Source organism: Pseudomonas sp. Pseusp21 (assembly GCF_059492145.1).
The window spans coordinates 4,910,050-4,926,060 of record NZ_CP168520.1 but is presented as its reverse complement, the minus strand read 5'-3'; the positions used below and the strand labels follow the sequence as shown (position 1 = coordinate 4,926,060).

Below are 16,011 nucleotides of genomic sequence, written 5' to 3'. Positions count from 1 at the left end.
GGATTGCGGGTTCTGATATCGCTGACAACAGTTTTACTGGGTAGCTACACGAACCTGCTTCTCAAGCTCCACCTTCAACCCCGGCTCCAGCTTCAACTGCCGCGCCAGTTCATCCAGATAGCTCTTCTCCATGAAGTTCTCCTCATCCACCATCATCACGCTCGCCACGTACATCTCGGCGGCCATCTCCGGCGTGCTCGCCGCGCGGGCGACGTCGGTGGGGTCGAGGGGTTTGTTGAGTTCGGCGTGGAGCCAGTGCTTGAGTTCCTGATCGTTGTCGAGTTTGGTGAATTCGCCTTCGATCAGTTGGCGTTCGCGGTCGTCGATGTGGCCGTCGGCCTTGGCGGCGGCGACCAGAGCCTTGAGGATGGCCTGGCTGTGTTGTTCGACTTGCGCCGGTGGCAGGCGATCGAGGGTTTGCGGTTCGCTTTGTGGGGCAGTGCCTTTCTGGGCGTTCCAGTTGCCGTAGGCTTTGTAGGCAATCACGCCCAGTGCGGCGAGGCCGCCGTAGAGGGCGACTTTACCGCCAACCTTACGGGCCTTTTTACTGCCCAGCAGCAGGCCCATGGCGCCGGCCGCCAGGGCACCGCCGCCTGCGCCTGACAGCAAGCCGCCGAGTGCGCCGTTACTGGAAGATCCGCCCAGCAAGCCGCCCAAACCACCGGCAGCCGGTTTGTTCTGCGCCCCGCCCGCCTTGTTCTGCAACAGATCCTGGCCGGACTTAAGGAGTTGATCGAGCAATCCACGGGTGTTCATGTTCCGTCTCCAAACAGGGGTTATCCGGATCAATAAGGCCCTCAGCCTAGTTCGAAAGTGCCCGTGACTTGGGTGCGAGTGTGCTTCCAGATGTTGCCTGGCCCACCGCAGCCCTTCGCGAAAATAGATATACACTCGAGGCAATCTATAAAAACCGCCCACCGGGTAAACCTTCCATGATGACCTTGCGTCAGATCCGCCATTTCATCGCCGTGGCCGAGACCGGCTCGATCTCTGCCGCTGCGCAAACCGCGTTCATTTCCCAATCGACCCTGACCCTGGCCATCCAGCAACTGGAGGAAGAAATCGGCGTCAGCCTGTTCAATCGCCACGCCAAGGGCATGACCCTTACCCATCAGGGGCATCAATTCCTGCGCCAGGCACACCTGATTCTGGCCACCGTGGACAACGCCAAACGCAGCCTGCAACAAAGCACCGATCAGGTCGCCGGGCAGTTGATCGTCGGGGTGACCAGTCTGGTGGCCGGTTATTACCTGGCGGATTTGCTGACCCGTTTCCAGCGCGCCTACCCCAATGTCGAGATCCGGGTGATGGAGGACGAGCGACCGTACATCGAGCATTTGCTGGTCAGTGGCGAGATCGATGTCGGTGTGCTGATCCTCTCCAACCTCGAAGACCGCCACGCCTTGCAGACCGAAGTGCTGACCCACTCGCCGCACCGTTTGTGGCTGCCGGCCCAGCATCCGCTGCTGGAACACGACAGCATCAACCTCGCCGACGTCGCCCGGGAGCCGTTGATTCAGCTGAACGTCGACGAGATGGATCGCAACGCCCAACGTCTGTGGCGCGGCGCTGGGCTGCAACCGAAGATCACCCTCAGAACTGCGTCCACCGAGGCCGTACGAAGTCTGGTCGCGGCGGGTCTCGGCGTTTCGATCCAGCCCGACATGACCTACCGCCCTTGGTCGCTGGAAGGCGACATCATCGAAGCCCGGCCGATTGCCGATCTCAACCAGACCCTTGACGTCGGTCTGGCCTGGCGTCGTGGCACCGCCCGCCCCGCGCTGGTCGATCCTTTCCTGACCGTGGCCCGCGAGCAGCCCCACGGCGGACGCAAGCCATCTATTTAATCGAATGCCACCTTCAGTATTTAGAATTTGTCGACCCCGGAGCCGCGCACTAGTCTTGCTGCATCTATAAGACGGTCGGCTCCCGGAACAGGGAGCAACATGGCCATACAAGAAAAGAGATCACGGAAAATGGCTGGCGCGCAGACCCACATGCATACCGCGTTGCTGATCGACGGCGAACTGGTCGCAGGACAGGGTTTTGTCGAACCGATCCTCAACCCGGCCACCGGCGAAGTCCTGACCCAGATCGCCGAAGCCAGTACCGAACAAGTCGAAGCCGCCATCCTCGCCGCCCACCGTGCCTTTGCCGAGTGGTCGCGGACCACTCCGCAACAACGCTCGAACCTGCTGCTGGAAATCGCCAACGCCGTCGAAAAGCACGCCGATCACCTCGCCCGCCTCGAAGCCTTGAACTGCGGCAAGCCTTTGCATCTGGCGCGGCAAGACGACTTGACCGCCACCGTCGATGTATTCCGCTTCTTCGCCGGCGCCGTGCGCTGCCAGACCGGGCAGCTCAGCGGCGAATACGTGCCGGGCTACACCAGCATGGTGCGCCGCGATCCGATCGGTGTTGTCGCCTCGATTGCACCGTGGAACTACCCGATCATGATGGCCGCGTGGAAGATCGCCCCGGCTCTCGCCGCCGGCAATACGCTGGTGTTCAAGCCGTCCGAGCACACGCCGCTGTCGATTCTGGCGCTGGCGCCAGCGCTGGCCGAAATCCTGCCGCGTGGGGTGATCAACATCGTCTGCGGTGGCGGCGAAGGGGTTGGCAGTCATCTGGTCGGCCACCCGAAAGTACGCATGGTGTCGCTGACCGGCGATATCGTCACCGGCCAGAAAATCCTCCAGGCCGCCGCCAAAACCCTGAAACGCACCCACCTCGAACTCGGTGGCAAGGCGCCGGTGATCGTTTGTAACGACGCGGATCTGAAAGCGGTGGTCGAAGGCGTGCGCACTTATGGCTATTACAACGCCGGGCAGGACTGCACGGCGGCTTGCCGGATCTACGCCCAGGCCGGAATTCACGACAAGTTGGTGGCCGAACTCGGCGCGGCGGTCAGCAGCCTGCGCTTCGCTGGCAAACGCGATGCCGACAACGAAATCGGCCCGCTGATCAGCACTCGTCAGCGCGACCGCGTGGCCAGTTTCGTCGAGCGCGCCCTCGGTCAGCCACACATCGAGCGGGTAACCGGCGCGGCAGTGCATTCCGGCGCCGGGTTCTTCTATCAGCCAACCCTGCTGGCCGGTTGCAAACAGAGCGATGAAATCGTCCAGCGCGAAGTGTTCGGCCCGGTGGTGACCGTGACCCGCTTCGACGAACTGGCGCAAGCGGTGGACTGGGCCAACGACTCGGAATACGGCCTCGCCTCATCGGTCTGGACCCAGAACCTGGACAAGGCGATGCAGGTCGCCGCGCGGCTGCAATACGGCTGCACCTGGATCAACAGCCATTTCATGTTGGTCAGCGAAATGCCCCACGGCGGGTTGAAACGCTCCGGTTACGGCAAAGACTTATCCAGCGATTCGCTACAGGACTACAGCGTGGTGCGGCACGTAATGGCCCGGCACAGCCGGGAGCTTTAAGCGGCGAGCTACAAGCCGCAAGCCCAAAGCAGATCGCTGTTTCTTGCAGCTTGAAGCTCGTCGCTTGCGACTACTCTTAACAAAAACCTAAAAAACAAAGAGGTGTGTCTCATGTTCGTGCACAAGACCGCACTGCTCAGTGCAATCACCATGGCCCTGCTGGCCAGCGCCAGCCTGCAGGCCGCCGAGCCGCTGAAAGCCGTCGGCGCCGGCGAAGGCCAGCTGGATATCGTCGCCTGGCCCGGCTACATCGAACGCGGTGAAAGCGACAAGGCCTACGACTGGGTGACCGGTTTCGAGAAGGAAACCGGCTGCAAGGTCAATGTAAAAACCGCCGCCACCTCTGACGAAATGGTCAGCCTGATGGCCAAGGGCGGTTACGACCTGGTGACCGCGTCGGGCGATGCCTCGTTGCGGTTGATCGTCGGCAAGCGTGTGCAGCCGATCAACACCGCGTTGATCCCGAACTGGAAGTCCCTCGACCCACGCCTGAAAGACGCGCCGTGGTACGTGGTCAACAGCCAGACCTACGGCACCCCGTACCAGTGGGGCCCGAACGTGCTGATGTACAACACCAACGTCTTCAAGACCGCGCCGACCAGCTGGAACGTGGTGTTCGACGCGCAGAACCTGCCCGATGGCAAGCCGAACAAGGGCCGCGTGCAGGCTTACGACGGCCCGATCTACATCGCCGATGCGGCGCTTTACCTGAAATCCACCAAGCCTGAGCTGGGGATCAAGGATCCGTACCAGCTCACCGAAGATCAGTACAAGGCTGTGCTGGAACTGTTGCGCGCCCAGCAGAAGCTGATCCACCGCTACTGGCACGACACCACCGTGCAGATGAGCGACTTCAAGAACGAAGGCGTGGTCGCGTCCAGCGCCTGGCCGTACCAGGTCAACGGGCTGATCAACGAGAAACAGCCGATCGCTTCGACCGTGCCGAAAGAAGGCGCCACCGGTTGGGCCGACACCACCATGCTGCACGCCGAGGCCAAGCACCCGAACTGCGCGTACAAGTGGATGGACTGGTCGCTGCAGCCGAAAGTCCAGGGTGATGTGGCGGCATGGTTCGGTTCGTTGCCGGCGGTTCCGGCGGCGTGTCAGGGCAGTGAGTTGCTCGGGGCTGAAGGCTGCAAGACCAACGGGTTTGATCAGTTCGACAAGATCGCTTTCTGGAAAACCCCGCAGGCTGAGGGTGGCAAGTTTGTGCCGTATAGCCGGTGGACGCAGGACTACATTTCGATTATGGGCGGTAGGTAATACCCACACACCGATCGTTCCCACGTCGAGGCGTCGAACCGTCCGCGTGGGAATGCATCACCGGACGCTCCGCGTCCATTCGCAAGAGCTGACGCAGAGCGTCACGGGCTGCATTCCCACGCAGAGCGTGGGAACGATCAACTCGAACACTGTTTTTCAGAAGTCCAGGCAGGGCCGCTGCGACGGCCCTCGCCTTTTTGGAGCACCGCACCATGACGCTTGCAGTCCAGTTCACCAACGTTTCCCGGCAGTTCGGCGAAGTGAAAGCCGTTGACCGGGTTTCCATCGATATCCAGGACGGCGAGTTCTTTTCCATGCTCGGCCCCTCCGGTTCGGGCAAGACCACGTGCCTGCGCCTGATCGCCGGGTTCGAGCAACCGAGCGCTGGCTCCATCCGCATTCACGGCGCCGAAGCCGCCGGTCTGCCGCCCTATCAACGCGACGTCAACACGGTGTTTCAGGATTACGCGCTGTTCCCGCACATGAACGTGCTGGACAACGTCGCCTACGGCCTGAAGGTCAAAGGCGTAAGCAAAACCGAGCGCAACAAACGCGCCGAAGAAGCGTTGGACATGGTCGCCCTCGGCGGCTACGGCGCGCGTAAACCGGTGCAGTTGTCCGGTGGTCAGCGCCAGCGTGTTGCCCTCGCCCGCGCGCTGGTCAATCGCCCGCGAGTGCTGTTGCTCGACGAACCGTTGGGCGCTCTCGACCTGAAGCTGCGCGAACAGATGCAGAGCGAACTGAAGAAGCTGCAACGCCAACTCGGCATCACTTTCATCTTCGTCACTCACGATCAGACCGAAGCGCTGTCGATGTCCGACCGCGTGGCCGTGTTCAACAAGGGCCGCATCGAGCAGGTCGACACGCCGCGCAATCTGTACATGAAACCCACCACGACTTTCGTCGCCGAATTCGTCGGCACCTCGAACGTGATTCGTGGCGATCTGGCGCGCCAGCTCAGTGGTCATCCGCAGCCGTTTTCGATCCGTCCGGAACACGTGCGATTCGCCGAAGGCCCATTGGCCAGCCACGAGATTGAAGTCAGCGGTCTGCTCCACGACATCCAGTATCAGGGCAGCGCCACGCGCTATGAACTGACCCTGGAAAACGGTCAGACCCTGAGCATCAGCCAGGCCAACAATCAGTGGATCGACAGCAGCGCGCAGCACCAGACCGGTCAGCGCATCAGCGCACGCTGGGCGCGGGAAGCGATGATTGCGCTGCACGACACCGTTGCGAGCGGGGTGTGACATGACCGCCCTCGCCCTCCCTCAATCGGCGCCGTTGCGCAGGTTTTCCAACCTGCTCTATCGCAAGCCGAACCTGTACCTGTCGATGCTGCTGGTGCCGCCGCTTTTGTGGTTTGGCGCGATCTATCTGGGCTCGCTGCTGATGTTGTTGTGGCAAGGTTTCTACACCTTCGACGACTTCACCATGGCAGTCACTCCGGACCTGACCCTGGCCAACTTCGCCGCGCTGTTTCAGCCATCGAATTTCGACATCATCCTGCGCACCCTGAGCATGGCGGTCGTGGTGTCGATCGCCAGCGCCATCGTCGCGTTCCCGATTGCCTACTACATGGCGCGCTACACCACCGGCAAGACCAAGGCATTTTTCTACATCGCCGTAATGATGCCGATGTGGGCCAGTTACATCGTCAAGGCTTACGCCTGGACGCTGCTGCTGGCCAAGGGCGGCGTGGCGCAGTGGTTCGTTCAGCACTTGGGGCTGGAGCCGGTGCTGCAGTTCATTCTGGGGATTCCCGGTGTTGGTGGCAGCACCCTGTCGACCTCGCATCTGGGCCGGTTCATGGTGTTCGTCTACATCTGGCTGCCGTTCATGATCCTGCCGATCCAGGCCTCGCTGGAACGCCTGCCGCCGTCGTTGCTGCAAGCCTCCGCCGACCTCGGGGCCAAGCCGCGCCAGACCTTCATGCAGGTGATTCTGCCGCTGTCGGTGCCGGGCATCGCGGCCGGTTCGATCTTCACCTTTTCGCTGACCTTGGGCGACTTCATCGTGCCGCAACTGGTGGGCCCGCCGGGCTACTTCGTCGGCAGCATGGTCTACGCGCAACAGGGTGCAATCGGCAACATGCCGATGGCCGCAGCGTTCACGCTGGTGCCGATCGTGCTGATCGCCATTTACCTGTCCATCGTCAAACGTCTGGGGGCCTTCGATGCACTCTGAAAAGGCTTCAATAGGCTTGCGCATTGCAGCCTGGGGCGGGCTGGTGTTCCTGCACTTCCCGATCCTGATCATCTTCCTCTACGCCTTCAACACCGAAGACGCGGCGTTCAGCTTTCCGCCGAAAGGCTTCACGCTGCACTGGTTCAGCGTGGCGTTTTCCCGGCCGGACGTGCTGGAAGCGATCAAGCTGTCGCTGCAGATCGCGGCCATCGCCACGCTGATCGCGATGGTGCTCGGCACCCTCGCTTCCGCTGCGCTGTACCGCCGGGACTTCTTCGGCAAACAGGGCATTTCGCTGATGCTGATCCTGCCGATTGCACTGCCGGGGATCATCACCGGGATCGCGTTGCTGGCGACTTTCAAGACGCTGGGCATCGAGCCGGGGATGTTCACCATCATCGTCGGCCACGCGACCTTCTGCGTGGTGATCGTCTACAACAACGTCATCGCCCGTTTGCGCCGTACCTCGCACAGCCTGATCGAGGCGTCGATGGACCTCGGCGCCGACGGCTGGCAGACCTTCCGCTACATCATCCTGCCGAATCTCGGCTCGGCGTTGCTCGCCGGCGGCATGCTCGCGTTCGCGCTGTCGTTCGACGAAATCATCGTCACCACCTTCACCGCCGGCCATGAACGCACCTTGCCACTGTGGTTGCTCAACCAGTTGAGCCGCCCACGGGACGTGCCGGTGACCAACGTCGTGGCGATGCTGGTGATGCTGGTGACCATACTGCCGATCCTCGGCGCCTACTACCTGACCCGGGGTGGCGAGAGCGTGGCCGGCAGCGGCGGCAAATGAATTTCCTGACCCTTCCCACCCTGAATTTGCAGTAGAAAGAGGACAACAACATGCAAACCAAACTCTTGATCAACGGCCAACTGGTCAACGGCGAAGGTCCGGCGCAACCGGTGCTCAACCCGGCGCGCGGCGAAGTGCTGGTGGAAATCAACGAGGCCACCGAGGCCCAGGTCGATGCCGCCGTCCGCGCTGCGGACAGTGCCTTCGCCGAATGGTCGCAGACCACGCCGAAAGACCGCTCGCTGCTGCTGCTCAAACTCGCCGACGCCATCGAAGCCCACGGCGAAGAGTTGGCCAAACTGGAATCGGACAACTGCGGCAAACCCTACAGTGCCGCGCTGAACGACGAGATTCCGGCGATTGCCGACGTGTTCCGTTTCTTCGCCGGTGCCAGCCGTTGCATGAGTGGTTCGGCCGGTGGCGAATACCTGCCCGGCCACACCTCGATGATCCGCCGCGACCCGGTGGGCGTGATCGCGTCCATCGCGCCGTGGAACTACCCGCTGATGATGGTTGCCTGGAAAATCGCCCCGGCCCTCGCCGCCGGTAATACCGTGGTGCTCAAGCCGTCGGAACAAACCCCGCTGACTGCGTTGCGTCTGGCCGAACTGGCGTCGGATATTTTCCCGGCCGGTGTACTCAATCTGGTGTTCGGGCGTGGGCCGAGCGTAGGCAGCCCGCTGGTGACCCATCCGAAAGTGCGCATGGTGTCGCTGACCGGCTCCATCGCCACTGGTTCGAACATCATTTCCAGCACCGCCGACAGCGTCAAACGCATGCACATGGAACTGGGTGGCAAGGCCCCGGTGATCATCTTCGACGACGCCGACATTGATGCGGCGGTCGAAGGTATTCGCACCTTCGGCTTCTACAACGCCGGCCAGGACTGCACCGCGGCGTGCCGGATCTACGCCCAGCAAGGCATCTACGACAAATTCGTCGAGAAGCTCGGTGCAGCGGTCAGCAGCATCAAGTACGGCTTGCAGGATGATCCGTCGACCGAGCTCGGGCCGTTGATCACCGCCCAGCATCGCGACCGCGTGGCCGGGTTTGTCGAACGCGCCGTGGCGCAACCACACATTCGCTTGATCACTGGCGGCAAGGCTGTCGAAGGCAGTGGTTTCTTCTTCGAGCCGACGGTGCTGGCCGACGCCCAGCAGGACGACGAAATCGTCCGCCGCGAAGTGTTCGGGCCGGTGGTGTCGGTGACCAAATTCACCGATGAAGCGCAGGCGCTGGAGTGGGCCAACGATTCGGACTACGGCCTGGCGTCCTCGGTGTGGACAGCGGATGTCGGACGTGCGCATCGACTGTCTGCGCGGTTGCAGTACGGCTGCACCTGGGTGAATACACACTTCATGCTCGTCAGCGAAATGCCTCACGGCGGTCAGAAACTGTCCGGCTACGGCAAGGACATGTCCATGTACGGGCTGGAGGACTACACCACGGTTCGGCATGTGATGTTCAAGCACTAAAGGCATCGCCAGCAGGCTGGCTTCCACAGGTTCAATACAGTCCTTGTGGAAGCCCGCCTGCTGGCGATGGCGTCACCTCGGTTCCAGGAAGGAAACCGGCATTACGCACCACCAGGCATTCAAAACAATAACTACCGATCCGGGCGGCGCTCACCAGGCACCGCCACGGTTTCGGCCATCCGAAATCTGCCGATTTCACGGAGCAAACACACATGAGTGCATCACCCGATCTCTCAGCCGTCGTTGCCGACAGCGATGCCGAACAACTGCGTCAACTGGGCTACACCTCCAACTTCAACCGCAGCATGAGCCTGTGGGAAAACTTCGCGTTGGGCTTCACTTATCTGTCGCCGGTCGTAGGGGTTTATACCCTGTTCGGCCTGTGCCTGGCCGCTGGCGGGCCGCCGATGTTCTGGGCTTACTTGCTGGTCGGTTGCGGGCAACTGCTGGTGTGCCTGATCTTCGGCGAAGTGGTGTCGCAGTTCCCGATTTCCGGCGGCGTTTATCCTTGGGCACGTCGCCTGGTGGGCAAGAAATGGGCGTGGATGGTCGGCTGGATCTACTCCATCGCCCTGTGCGTGACCATCGCCGCCGTGGCGGTCGGTGCCGGCCCGTACCTCGCGGCCATGCTGGGTTTTGAGCCGAGCAACAACACCAACATCGTCATCGCCCTGGTGCTGACGCTGTTCGCCACCCTGGTGAACCTCAGCGGCACCAAAGTGCTGGCGCGGATCGCCATGTTCGGCTTCCTCTGCGAACTGGTCGGCGCGGTGATCGTCGGCGTGTACCTGCTGATTTTCGAGCGTCACCAGCCGATCAGCGTGCTGTTCAACACTTTCGATATCAGCGTCGAGGGCTCCTATCTGCCGGCCTTCCTCACCGCGTCGCTGGCGGGGATGTTCCTCTACTACGGCTTCGAGGCCTGCGGTGATGTAGCCGAAGAAACCCCGAACCCGAGCAAGAAAATCCCGGTGGCCATGCGCATGACCATCTACATCGGCGGTATCGCGGCGATGTTCGCTTGCCTGGCATTGATCCTCGCCGTGCCGGACATGCAAGCGGTGATCAACGGCACCGACAAGGACCCGGTCACCACCATCCTCAACAACGCCTTCGGCCCGATCGGTTCGAAAGTGGTGATGGGCGTGGTAATGATTTCCTTCATCTCCTGCGTCATCAGCCTGCAAGCGGCGGCAAGTCGTCTGCTGTATTCCTACGCTCGCGATGAAATGGTCATCGGCAGCCGACTGCTCAAAAAGATTTCTCCTACGACCCAGGTTCCGGTTGCCGCACTGTTCGTGTCCGGCGTCCTGCCCGGCCTGATCATCGCCCTCGGCTTCTTCCTGCAAGACGCCGTGGCCACCATCGTCAGCTTCGCCGCCATCGGCATCTACCTCGCATTCCAGATGATCGTCCTTGCCGCCCTGTACGCCCGCAGCAAAGGCTGGAAACCCAGCGGCAAATTCACCCTCGGCGCCTGGGGCTGGCCGGTGAACATCGGCGCGCTGGTGTATGGCGTGGGCGCAATCATCAACATGGCCTGGCCCCGCACACCGGATGCAGCGTGGTACATCAACTACGCGATGGTGCTGAGTACGGCGATCGTGATTGGGCTGGGGCTGGTTTACATGTGGATTGGCAAGCCGTATGACCATGGGAAGGCGCCGGCTGGGGATGCCTGGAAGGTGAGTCGCTAAAAAATTTTGGCCCCGGCACCGATAGAGTGCCGGGGTTCAAGAAAGCCGACGCAAAACATCAAAAGAAAAGCTCGGACTGATCGTATTTCAGCGAGGAAATACGATCGAACAGTTTGATTTTTTCGTTGGCTTTTTGCTTGGCGTGGTCAGACATGAATGCAATCAACTCTTCGAGCTGATTGACGTCTCCCACCACTTTGAATTCCTTCTCCTTGTTGACGAAGACAAGGGACTTCTTCTTTCTCGACAACAGTTCTATGACGTTGCTGAGCGTACCGGTGCTCTTCGCATCCCATATCATCAAGCCGTAGTCAGCGGCTTCGGCCATCACCACGTCTTTCTCAGTGAAGAAGGCCCTCGATCCTTTGGAGTGTTTGGAGTCCACTGTTCTGGCGGGCCACTGTCCGAGGTTGTTCCGCGGTGCGGGACCACTACAGAACACTGTAGTTTTGGATCGCTCGAGACTCAGCAGATATTCCTGAATGGAAGTATCGGCACCACCAGCATCACCAACGACCACCTCGAATTCAGACGCAACGATATTACTGATACGCTCCTTAACCTTCGGATCAAGGTTCTTGATATTGATAGAGCCAGCAATAAATACAGTCGTCATTGAATTCACTTCCAGGTTAGCGCCGCTACGTAGATCTTCCCCACCTTCAGAAGAATCCTTCGAGACCTGTGGCCCACCCGGGGAATGCCTGAGATTCATAAAGGAAAAATCACGCTTCAGGTGCAGTCTGGCTGACCGCCATACAAAAACAGGAAATTCCTACAGATGCAGGCTTCAAGAAGAAGCCACATTTCCTACGCTACGCGTCCACAGCGTAGACTTGGCGCCGCTAGCGCCTGACCGATAGGCTTTATCCCGTCGCTGCCCAATCAGCGGCCCGGGGTCGAAGCCGGAAATCTGTCAAAACGGTGCTTGCGTGCCCCCATTGAACTGCGGCTGCTTTGCAACTTCAGTTCTGCGTTATGGCGGGCCGTGTGGCGCGGGCCTTCCGGCTTTTCCGTTTCGACAGGAAGTAACCCGACTTCGAACGCCACTCGGTTCGCCACCCAATTTTTCGAAGAGTTGGTGGCGACTTTCCTACTCGAAACGGAAGTCATCTCATGCCAGCACCTACTCACAATCCGAATACTGAATATTTCACTCCCACCGTCTTCACCCGCCACAACCGCTTCCTCCACGTCCTCCTGCTCGATCATCAAGCCTGGTTCTGCGCACAGGATCTCGGCCGCATGATGGGCCATCCCTTGAACCTACGCGTCACGCTCAAACTCGACCCCGACCAACGCCGCACCGTCCGGCTGCGCAAGTACGGCAAAGTTGTCGAGACACCAATGGTCAGCGAATCCGGCATGTACGCGCTGCTCGTCCATCATTTCATCCCGGAAAACCGCAACCTGCGGCAATGGCTGAGTAATGAGGTGATCCCCATCCTGCGGGAAACCAACTCAGTAACAGCGGAAAACTGCCCGAGCCTGAGCTCGGTGCATTGGGCAGGCGTCACCGTGCCGCTGTTGCATTGGCAACAACAGGCTTGGGTGAAATGGCGTGATATGCCTGAATTGGTGCAAGTACAGCAGCCGTATCCAGCGCCGCGCTCTTGCGGCTGACTCTGAAAGTCAGTGGCTTTGACCCGGCGGCGATTAGGTCACCGGGGTATTATCCAAGCATTTCGCAACACATCCCGTCTTCCAGCGGCGTTCAAGTCCACTAGAGTTTTCCTCAACCTCGCACTCTGACTGGTTGACGCCGATGTTATTGCGGCCTAGGGTGTCTACGTCGTTTACAGCGTATACACACGCAGGAGATCTTCCATGGCCTCGCCCGTTTTATCCTTCCGCGTCGAAGAATTGCTCGCTCAACAATTGGATCAATTGGCCGCGGCCACTGATCGAGACCGCCAGTACCATCTCAAGCGTGCGTTGGTTAGATATGTGGAAGCGGAGTCTTGGCATCTGCAAGCCATCAGCGAGGGGATTGCTGATGCCGATGCTGGAAATCTTACCGATCTGGATGCCGTGAAGGCTAAGTGGGCAAAACGTGCCGAACGTAGTACTGACTGAACGAGCTGAAAACGATCTCGAAACAATTTTTGAGTATTACCAAGGCATCTTGGGTGCCAATCCAGCGTTTGGTGTCGTGAACTCCATTCTTGGAGCGTTTGATCAATTGAAGCAATTTCCGGGTTCAGGCCGGCCTTCAGTCGTACCGGATATACGCGAACTGGTGCTGACCCGTTATCCGTTCATTGCGCCATATCGCCTGGAGGATGGCCAGATCCAGGTCTTGAGAATTCTGCACCAGCGCGCAGAACAACCAGAAAATTGGTAAACCAGCCGTAGCAAGTACGGCTGGCTGTTCACCTCCCTAGAACCGCGAAACACTCCTCATCGCATCCACCAGATACCGCATCGCAATCCGGTCGCTCTCCGACAACTCCCGGTAACGCTCCACCAGTTTCAGTTCGTCAGGACTGAGCCGGCGTCTTCGCCGGACGTTGGTGAGGCAGGGAAAGATGCCTAACATTTCGGTGATGCCTTGTCCTTTTGCCATGGACGATGTCCTTTTCCAGTACGTCAGAAATTTTCGAAAACCGCATCGCCCTGCTCCTTTAAGCAGCGATTTGAGCCCTGCCGGTCGGATGAGTCGTGACCGGCGATGCCCATAGAATAGAAATTAAATCGGCGCTGAAAAGTGGTTTTTAGAGTAATTAGTCGAAAAAAGCAGATATGCCCTATAAATCAGAAAAGACTGTGGGATAAGTAACCGTAACGTCTTGTTTCATTGAGACGCTGTCGCCGTGATATCAATGAATTTTGCAAAATCGGCGAACCGATTAAGCTAGCGGGCATCTGTTACTAGTCCGTAGCGTTTGGCCGAAGGCTTGTCCGAACCGTAATTTCTGATCCAGTACGTGCCAGGAACGGCGCGGGATTGTCCACGACAGGTTGTATTTATGCACCGCAGGAATTTGCTCAAAGCGTCCATGGCCATTGCGGCTTACACCGGCCTTTCCGCCTCCGGCCTGCTCGCCGCACGCGCCTGGGCCGCCTCTGGCGGTGCCGCCGACGGTGAAGCCCAGGCCTTCGACTTCGAAACGCTGAAGCGTCAGGCCAAACAACTGGCCGGCAACGCCTATCAGGACACCAAACAGGTGCTGCCGCCGACCCTGGCGACCATGACCCCGCAGAACTTCAACGCGATCCGCTACGACGGCGAGCATTCGCTGTGGAAGGAGAACAAGGGTCAGCTCGATGTGCAGTTCTTCCACGTCGGCATGGGTTTCCGTCAGCCGGTGCGCATGTACAGCGTCGATCCGAAGACCCGCACGGCCCGCGAGGTGCATTTCCGCCCTCAGTTGTTCAACTATGAAAACACTTCGGTCGACACCCAGCAGCTCAAGGGCGACCTGGGTTTTGCCGGCTTCAAGCTGTTCAAGGCGCCGGAACTGGATCGGCATGACGTGGTGTCGTTCCTCGGCGCCAGCTACTTCCGCGCGGTGGATGCCACTGGCCAATATGGCCTCTCCGCCCGTGGCCTGGCCGTCGACACCTACGCCAAGAAACGCGAAGAATTCCCCGACTTCACCAAATTCTGGTTCGAAACTCCGGATCAGAACGCGACCCGCTTTGTGGTCTACGCCCTGCTCGACTCGCCGAGCGCGACCGGCGCCTATCGCTTCGACATCGATTGCCAGGCTGAGCGCGTGGTGATGGAAGTCGACGCCCACATCAACGCCCGCACCGCCATCGAACAACTGGGCATCGCGCCGATGACCAGCATGTTCAGCTGCGGCACCCACGAGCGCCGGATGTGCGACACCATTCACCCGCAAATTCATGACTCGGATCGTCTGGCCATGTGGCGCGGCAACGGCGAGTGGATCTGCCGCCCGCTGAACAACCCGGCGACCCTGCAATTCAACGCCTTCGCCGACACCGATCCGAAAGGGTTCGGTCTGGTGCAGACCGACCACGAATTCGCCAACTATCAGGACACCGTCGACTGGTACAGCAAACGTCCGAGCCTGTGGGTAGAACCTACAACCGCGTGGGGCGAAGGCTCTATCGATCTGCTGGAAATTCCTACAACCGGCGAAACCCTGGACAACATCGTTGCGTTCTGGACGCCGAAGAAACCGGTAGCCGCCGGGGATTCGCTGAACTACGGCTACAAGCTCTACTGGAGTGCCCTGCCGCCGGTCGGTACGCCGCTGGCGCGGGTGCATGCGACCCGTTCGGGCATGGGTGGATTTGTCGAGGGTTGGGCACCGGGTGAGCATTACCCGCCGGTCTGGGCCCGTCGTTTTGCCGTGGACTTCACCGGTGGCGGCCTGGATCGCCTGCCGCAGGGCACCGGGATCGAACCGGTGGTGACTTGCTCCAACGGCAAGGTACAAGACTTCAGCGTGCTGGTGCTGGATGACATCAAGGGTTACCGGATCCTGTTCGACTGGTACCCGACCAACGACAGCGTGGAGCCAGTTGAGCTGCGACTGTTCATACGCACCAATGACCGCACGCTGAGCGAGACCTGGTTGTACCAGTACTTCCCGCCGGCGCCGGACAAGCGCAAGTACCCTTGATGCGTTGAGCCGTCAGGCCAACGGGCAGTACAAGTGAATATCGTGGGGTTCCAGATCAAACAGCTCGGGATCCGGTTGCTTCAGCAACCAGCAGCCCTGGCGCTGATAAAACTCCACGGTATTGCGCGACTCGGTCGCCGAGACGTACAACGCCTCGGCGCCGACCTCTCGGCCATGCTCGCAAGCCAGTGCAAACAATCGCCCGCCCAATCCCTGCCCGCGCCAGGCACGGCTGATGTGCAAAAACTTCAACTGCCGCATCTTCAGGCCCTGATTGTGAATAACCCGGTTATCCACAACCACCGCTGCCACCAGTGTCTCCCCATCGAAAATCCCGTGTAGCCAACCGCCGCTGCGCCAGCATTTTTCCAATACCCGCGCATTCTCCTCCGCCTCCCCTTCGGGCCAGCCGCGCATGTCGAAACGCGCCGGATACAGAATCAGCTCACCGTTCTCTACGCGATAGCACTCCTCAACCAACTCACTGCGGTCGATCAGTGCCAACAATGGCAAGTCCGATTCAGTCAGCTCACGTTCGATCAACATTGCGTTCCATTC

Annotated in this window: 16 protein-coding genes; 12 read left to right on the top strand and 4 right to left on the bottom strand. The window is 60.0% G+C overall.

Annotated features, from left to right (window positions below; genetic code table 11):
• Positions 1-33 precede the first annotated feature (33 nt).
• Entirely contained in the window at positions 34-756 is a 723-nt protein-coding gene (locus ACEN93_RS22270) for a tellurite resistance TerB family protein (RefSeq protein ID WP_074691245.1), read from the bottom strand.
• A gap of 176 nt (positions 757-932) precedes the next feature.
• Between ACEN93_RS22270 and ACEN93_RS22265 the strand changes: the two genes are divergently transcribed.
• From ACEN93_RS22265 to ACEN93_RS22230, 8 genes are all read left to right on the top strand, one after another.
• Positions 933-1,847: a LysR family transcriptional regulator gene (locus ACEN93_RS22265; RefSeq protein ID WP_007954670.1), complete on the top strand. Its 915-nt coding sequence runs from the start codon at positions 933-935 to the stop codon at positions 1,845-1,847.
• Positions 1,848-1,946: 99 nt separating this feature from the next.
• Positions 1,947-3,434: a gamma-aminobutyraldehyde dehydrogenase gene (locus ACEN93_RS22260; RefSeq protein WP_495610509.1), complete on the top strand. Its 1,488-nt coding sequence runs from the start codon at positions 1,947-1,949 to the stop codon at positions 3,432-3,434.
• A gap of 111 nt (positions 3,435-3,545) precedes the next feature.
• Positions 3,546-4,697 (top strand): putative ABC transporter substrate-binding protein YdcS, encoded by a 1,152-nt coding sequence (gene ydcS, locus ACEN93_RS22255; protein WP_103386445.1) that lies wholly within the window; start codon positions 3,546-3,548, stop codon positions 4,695-4,697.
• 212 nt (positions 4,698-4,909) lie between these two features.
• On the top strand, positions 4,910-5,947 hold the full coding sequence (locus ACEN93_RS22250; protein ID WP_495610508.1) for an ABC transporter ATP-binding protein: 1,038 nt from the start codon (positions 4,910-4,912) through the stop codon (positions 5,945-5,947).
• 1 nt (position 5,948) lies between these two features.
• Entirely contained in the window at positions 5,949-6,884 is a 936-nt protein-coding gene (locus ACEN93_RS22245; protein ID WP_039769593.1) for an ABC transporter permease, read from the top strand.
• Positions 6,874-7,683 carry an ABC transporter permease gene (locus tag ACEN93_RS22240; RefSeq protein WP_495610507.1) on the top strand — a complete coding sequence of 270 codons (810 nt, stop codon included), beginning with the start codon at positions 6,874-6,876 and terminating at the stop codon, positions 7,681-7,683. Before ACEN93_RS22245 ends, ACEN93_RS22240 begins: the two co-directional genes overlap by 11 nt.
• Positions 7,684-7,733: 50 nt before the next feature.
• Entirely contained in the window at positions 7,734-9,158 is a 1,425-nt protein-coding gene (locus ACEN93_RS22235; RefSeq protein ID WP_236189719.1) for a gamma-aminobutyraldehyde dehydrogenase, read from the top strand.
• 212 nt (positions 9,159-9,370) lie between these two features.
• Positions 9,371-10,855: an APC family permease gene (locus tag ACEN93_RS22230; protein ID WP_495610506.1), complete on the top strand. Its 1,485-nt coding sequence runs from the start codon at positions 9,371-9,373 to the stop codon at positions 10,853-10,855.
• A gap of 58 nt (positions 10,856-10,913) precedes the next feature.
• Here ACEN93_RS22230 and ACEN93_RS22225 read toward each other — a convergent pair whose 3' ends face one another.
• Positions 10,914-11,471: a hypothetical protein gene (locus ACEN93_RS22225; protein WP_064382403.1), complete on the bottom strand. Its 558-nt coding sequence runs from the start codon at positions 11,469-11,471 to the stop codon at positions 10,914-10,916.
• 500 nt (positions 11,472-11,971) lie between these two features.
• On the opposite strand from ACEN93_RS22225, the gene ACEN93_RS22220 reads away from it, so the two are divergent.
• The 3 genes from ACEN93_RS22220 to ACEN93_RS22210 all read left to right on the top strand — a co-directional run bounded on the left by ACEN93_RS22220 (position 11,972) and on the right by ACEN93_RS22210 (position 13,199).
• Positions 11,972-12,478: a BRO-N domain-containing protein gene (locus ACEN93_RS22220; protein WP_039769582.1), complete on the top strand. Its 507-nt coding sequence runs from the start codon at positions 11,972-11,974 to the stop codon at positions 12,476-12,478.
• Between the two features lie 204 nt (positions 12,479-12,682).
• Complete coding sequence (locus tag ACEN93_RS22215) at positions 12,683-12,931, top strand: CopG family ribbon-helix-helix protein (RefSeq protein ID WP_039769579.1); 249 nt, start codon at positions 12,683-12,685, stop codon at positions 12,929-12,931.
• On the top strand, positions 12,909-13,199 hold the full coding sequence (locus ACEN93_RS22210) for a type II toxin-antitoxin system RelE/ParE family toxin (RefSeq protein ID WP_074691233.1): 291 nt from the start codon (positions 12,909-12,911) through the stop codon (positions 13,197-13,199). Before ACEN93_RS22215 ends, ACEN93_RS22210 begins: the two co-directional genes overlap by 23 nt.
• Positions 13,200-13,235: 36 nt before the next feature.
• On the opposite strand, the gene ACEN93_RS22205 is transcribed toward ACEN93_RS22210, so the two are convergent.
• Positions 13,236-13,421 carry a hypothetical protein gene (locus ACEN93_RS22205; protein ID WP_039769577.1) on the bottom strand — a complete coding sequence of 62 codons (186 nt, stop codon included), beginning with the start codon at positions 13,419-13,421 and terminating at the stop codon, positions 13,236-13,238.
• Positions 13,422-13,824: 403 nt separating this feature from the next.
• On the opposite strand from ACEN93_RS22205, the gene ACEN93_RS22200 reads away from it, so the two are divergent.
• Positions 13,825-15,453 (top strand): glucan biosynthesis protein D, encoded by a 1,629-nt coding sequence (locus ACEN93_RS22200; RefSeq protein ID WP_064593655.1) that lies wholly within the window; start codon positions 13,825-13,827, stop codon positions 15,451-15,453.
• A gap of 12 nt (positions 15,454-15,465) precedes the next feature.
• Here ACEN93_RS22200 and ACEN93_RS22195 read toward each other — a convergent pair whose 3' ends face one another.
• On the bottom strand, positions 15,466-15,999 hold the full coding sequence (locus ACEN93_RS22195) for a GNAT family N-acetyltransferase (RefSeq protein ID WP_495610505.1): 534 nt from the start codon (positions 15,997-15,999) through the stop codon (positions 15,466-15,468).
• Positions 16,000-16,011 lie beyond the last annotated feature (12 nt).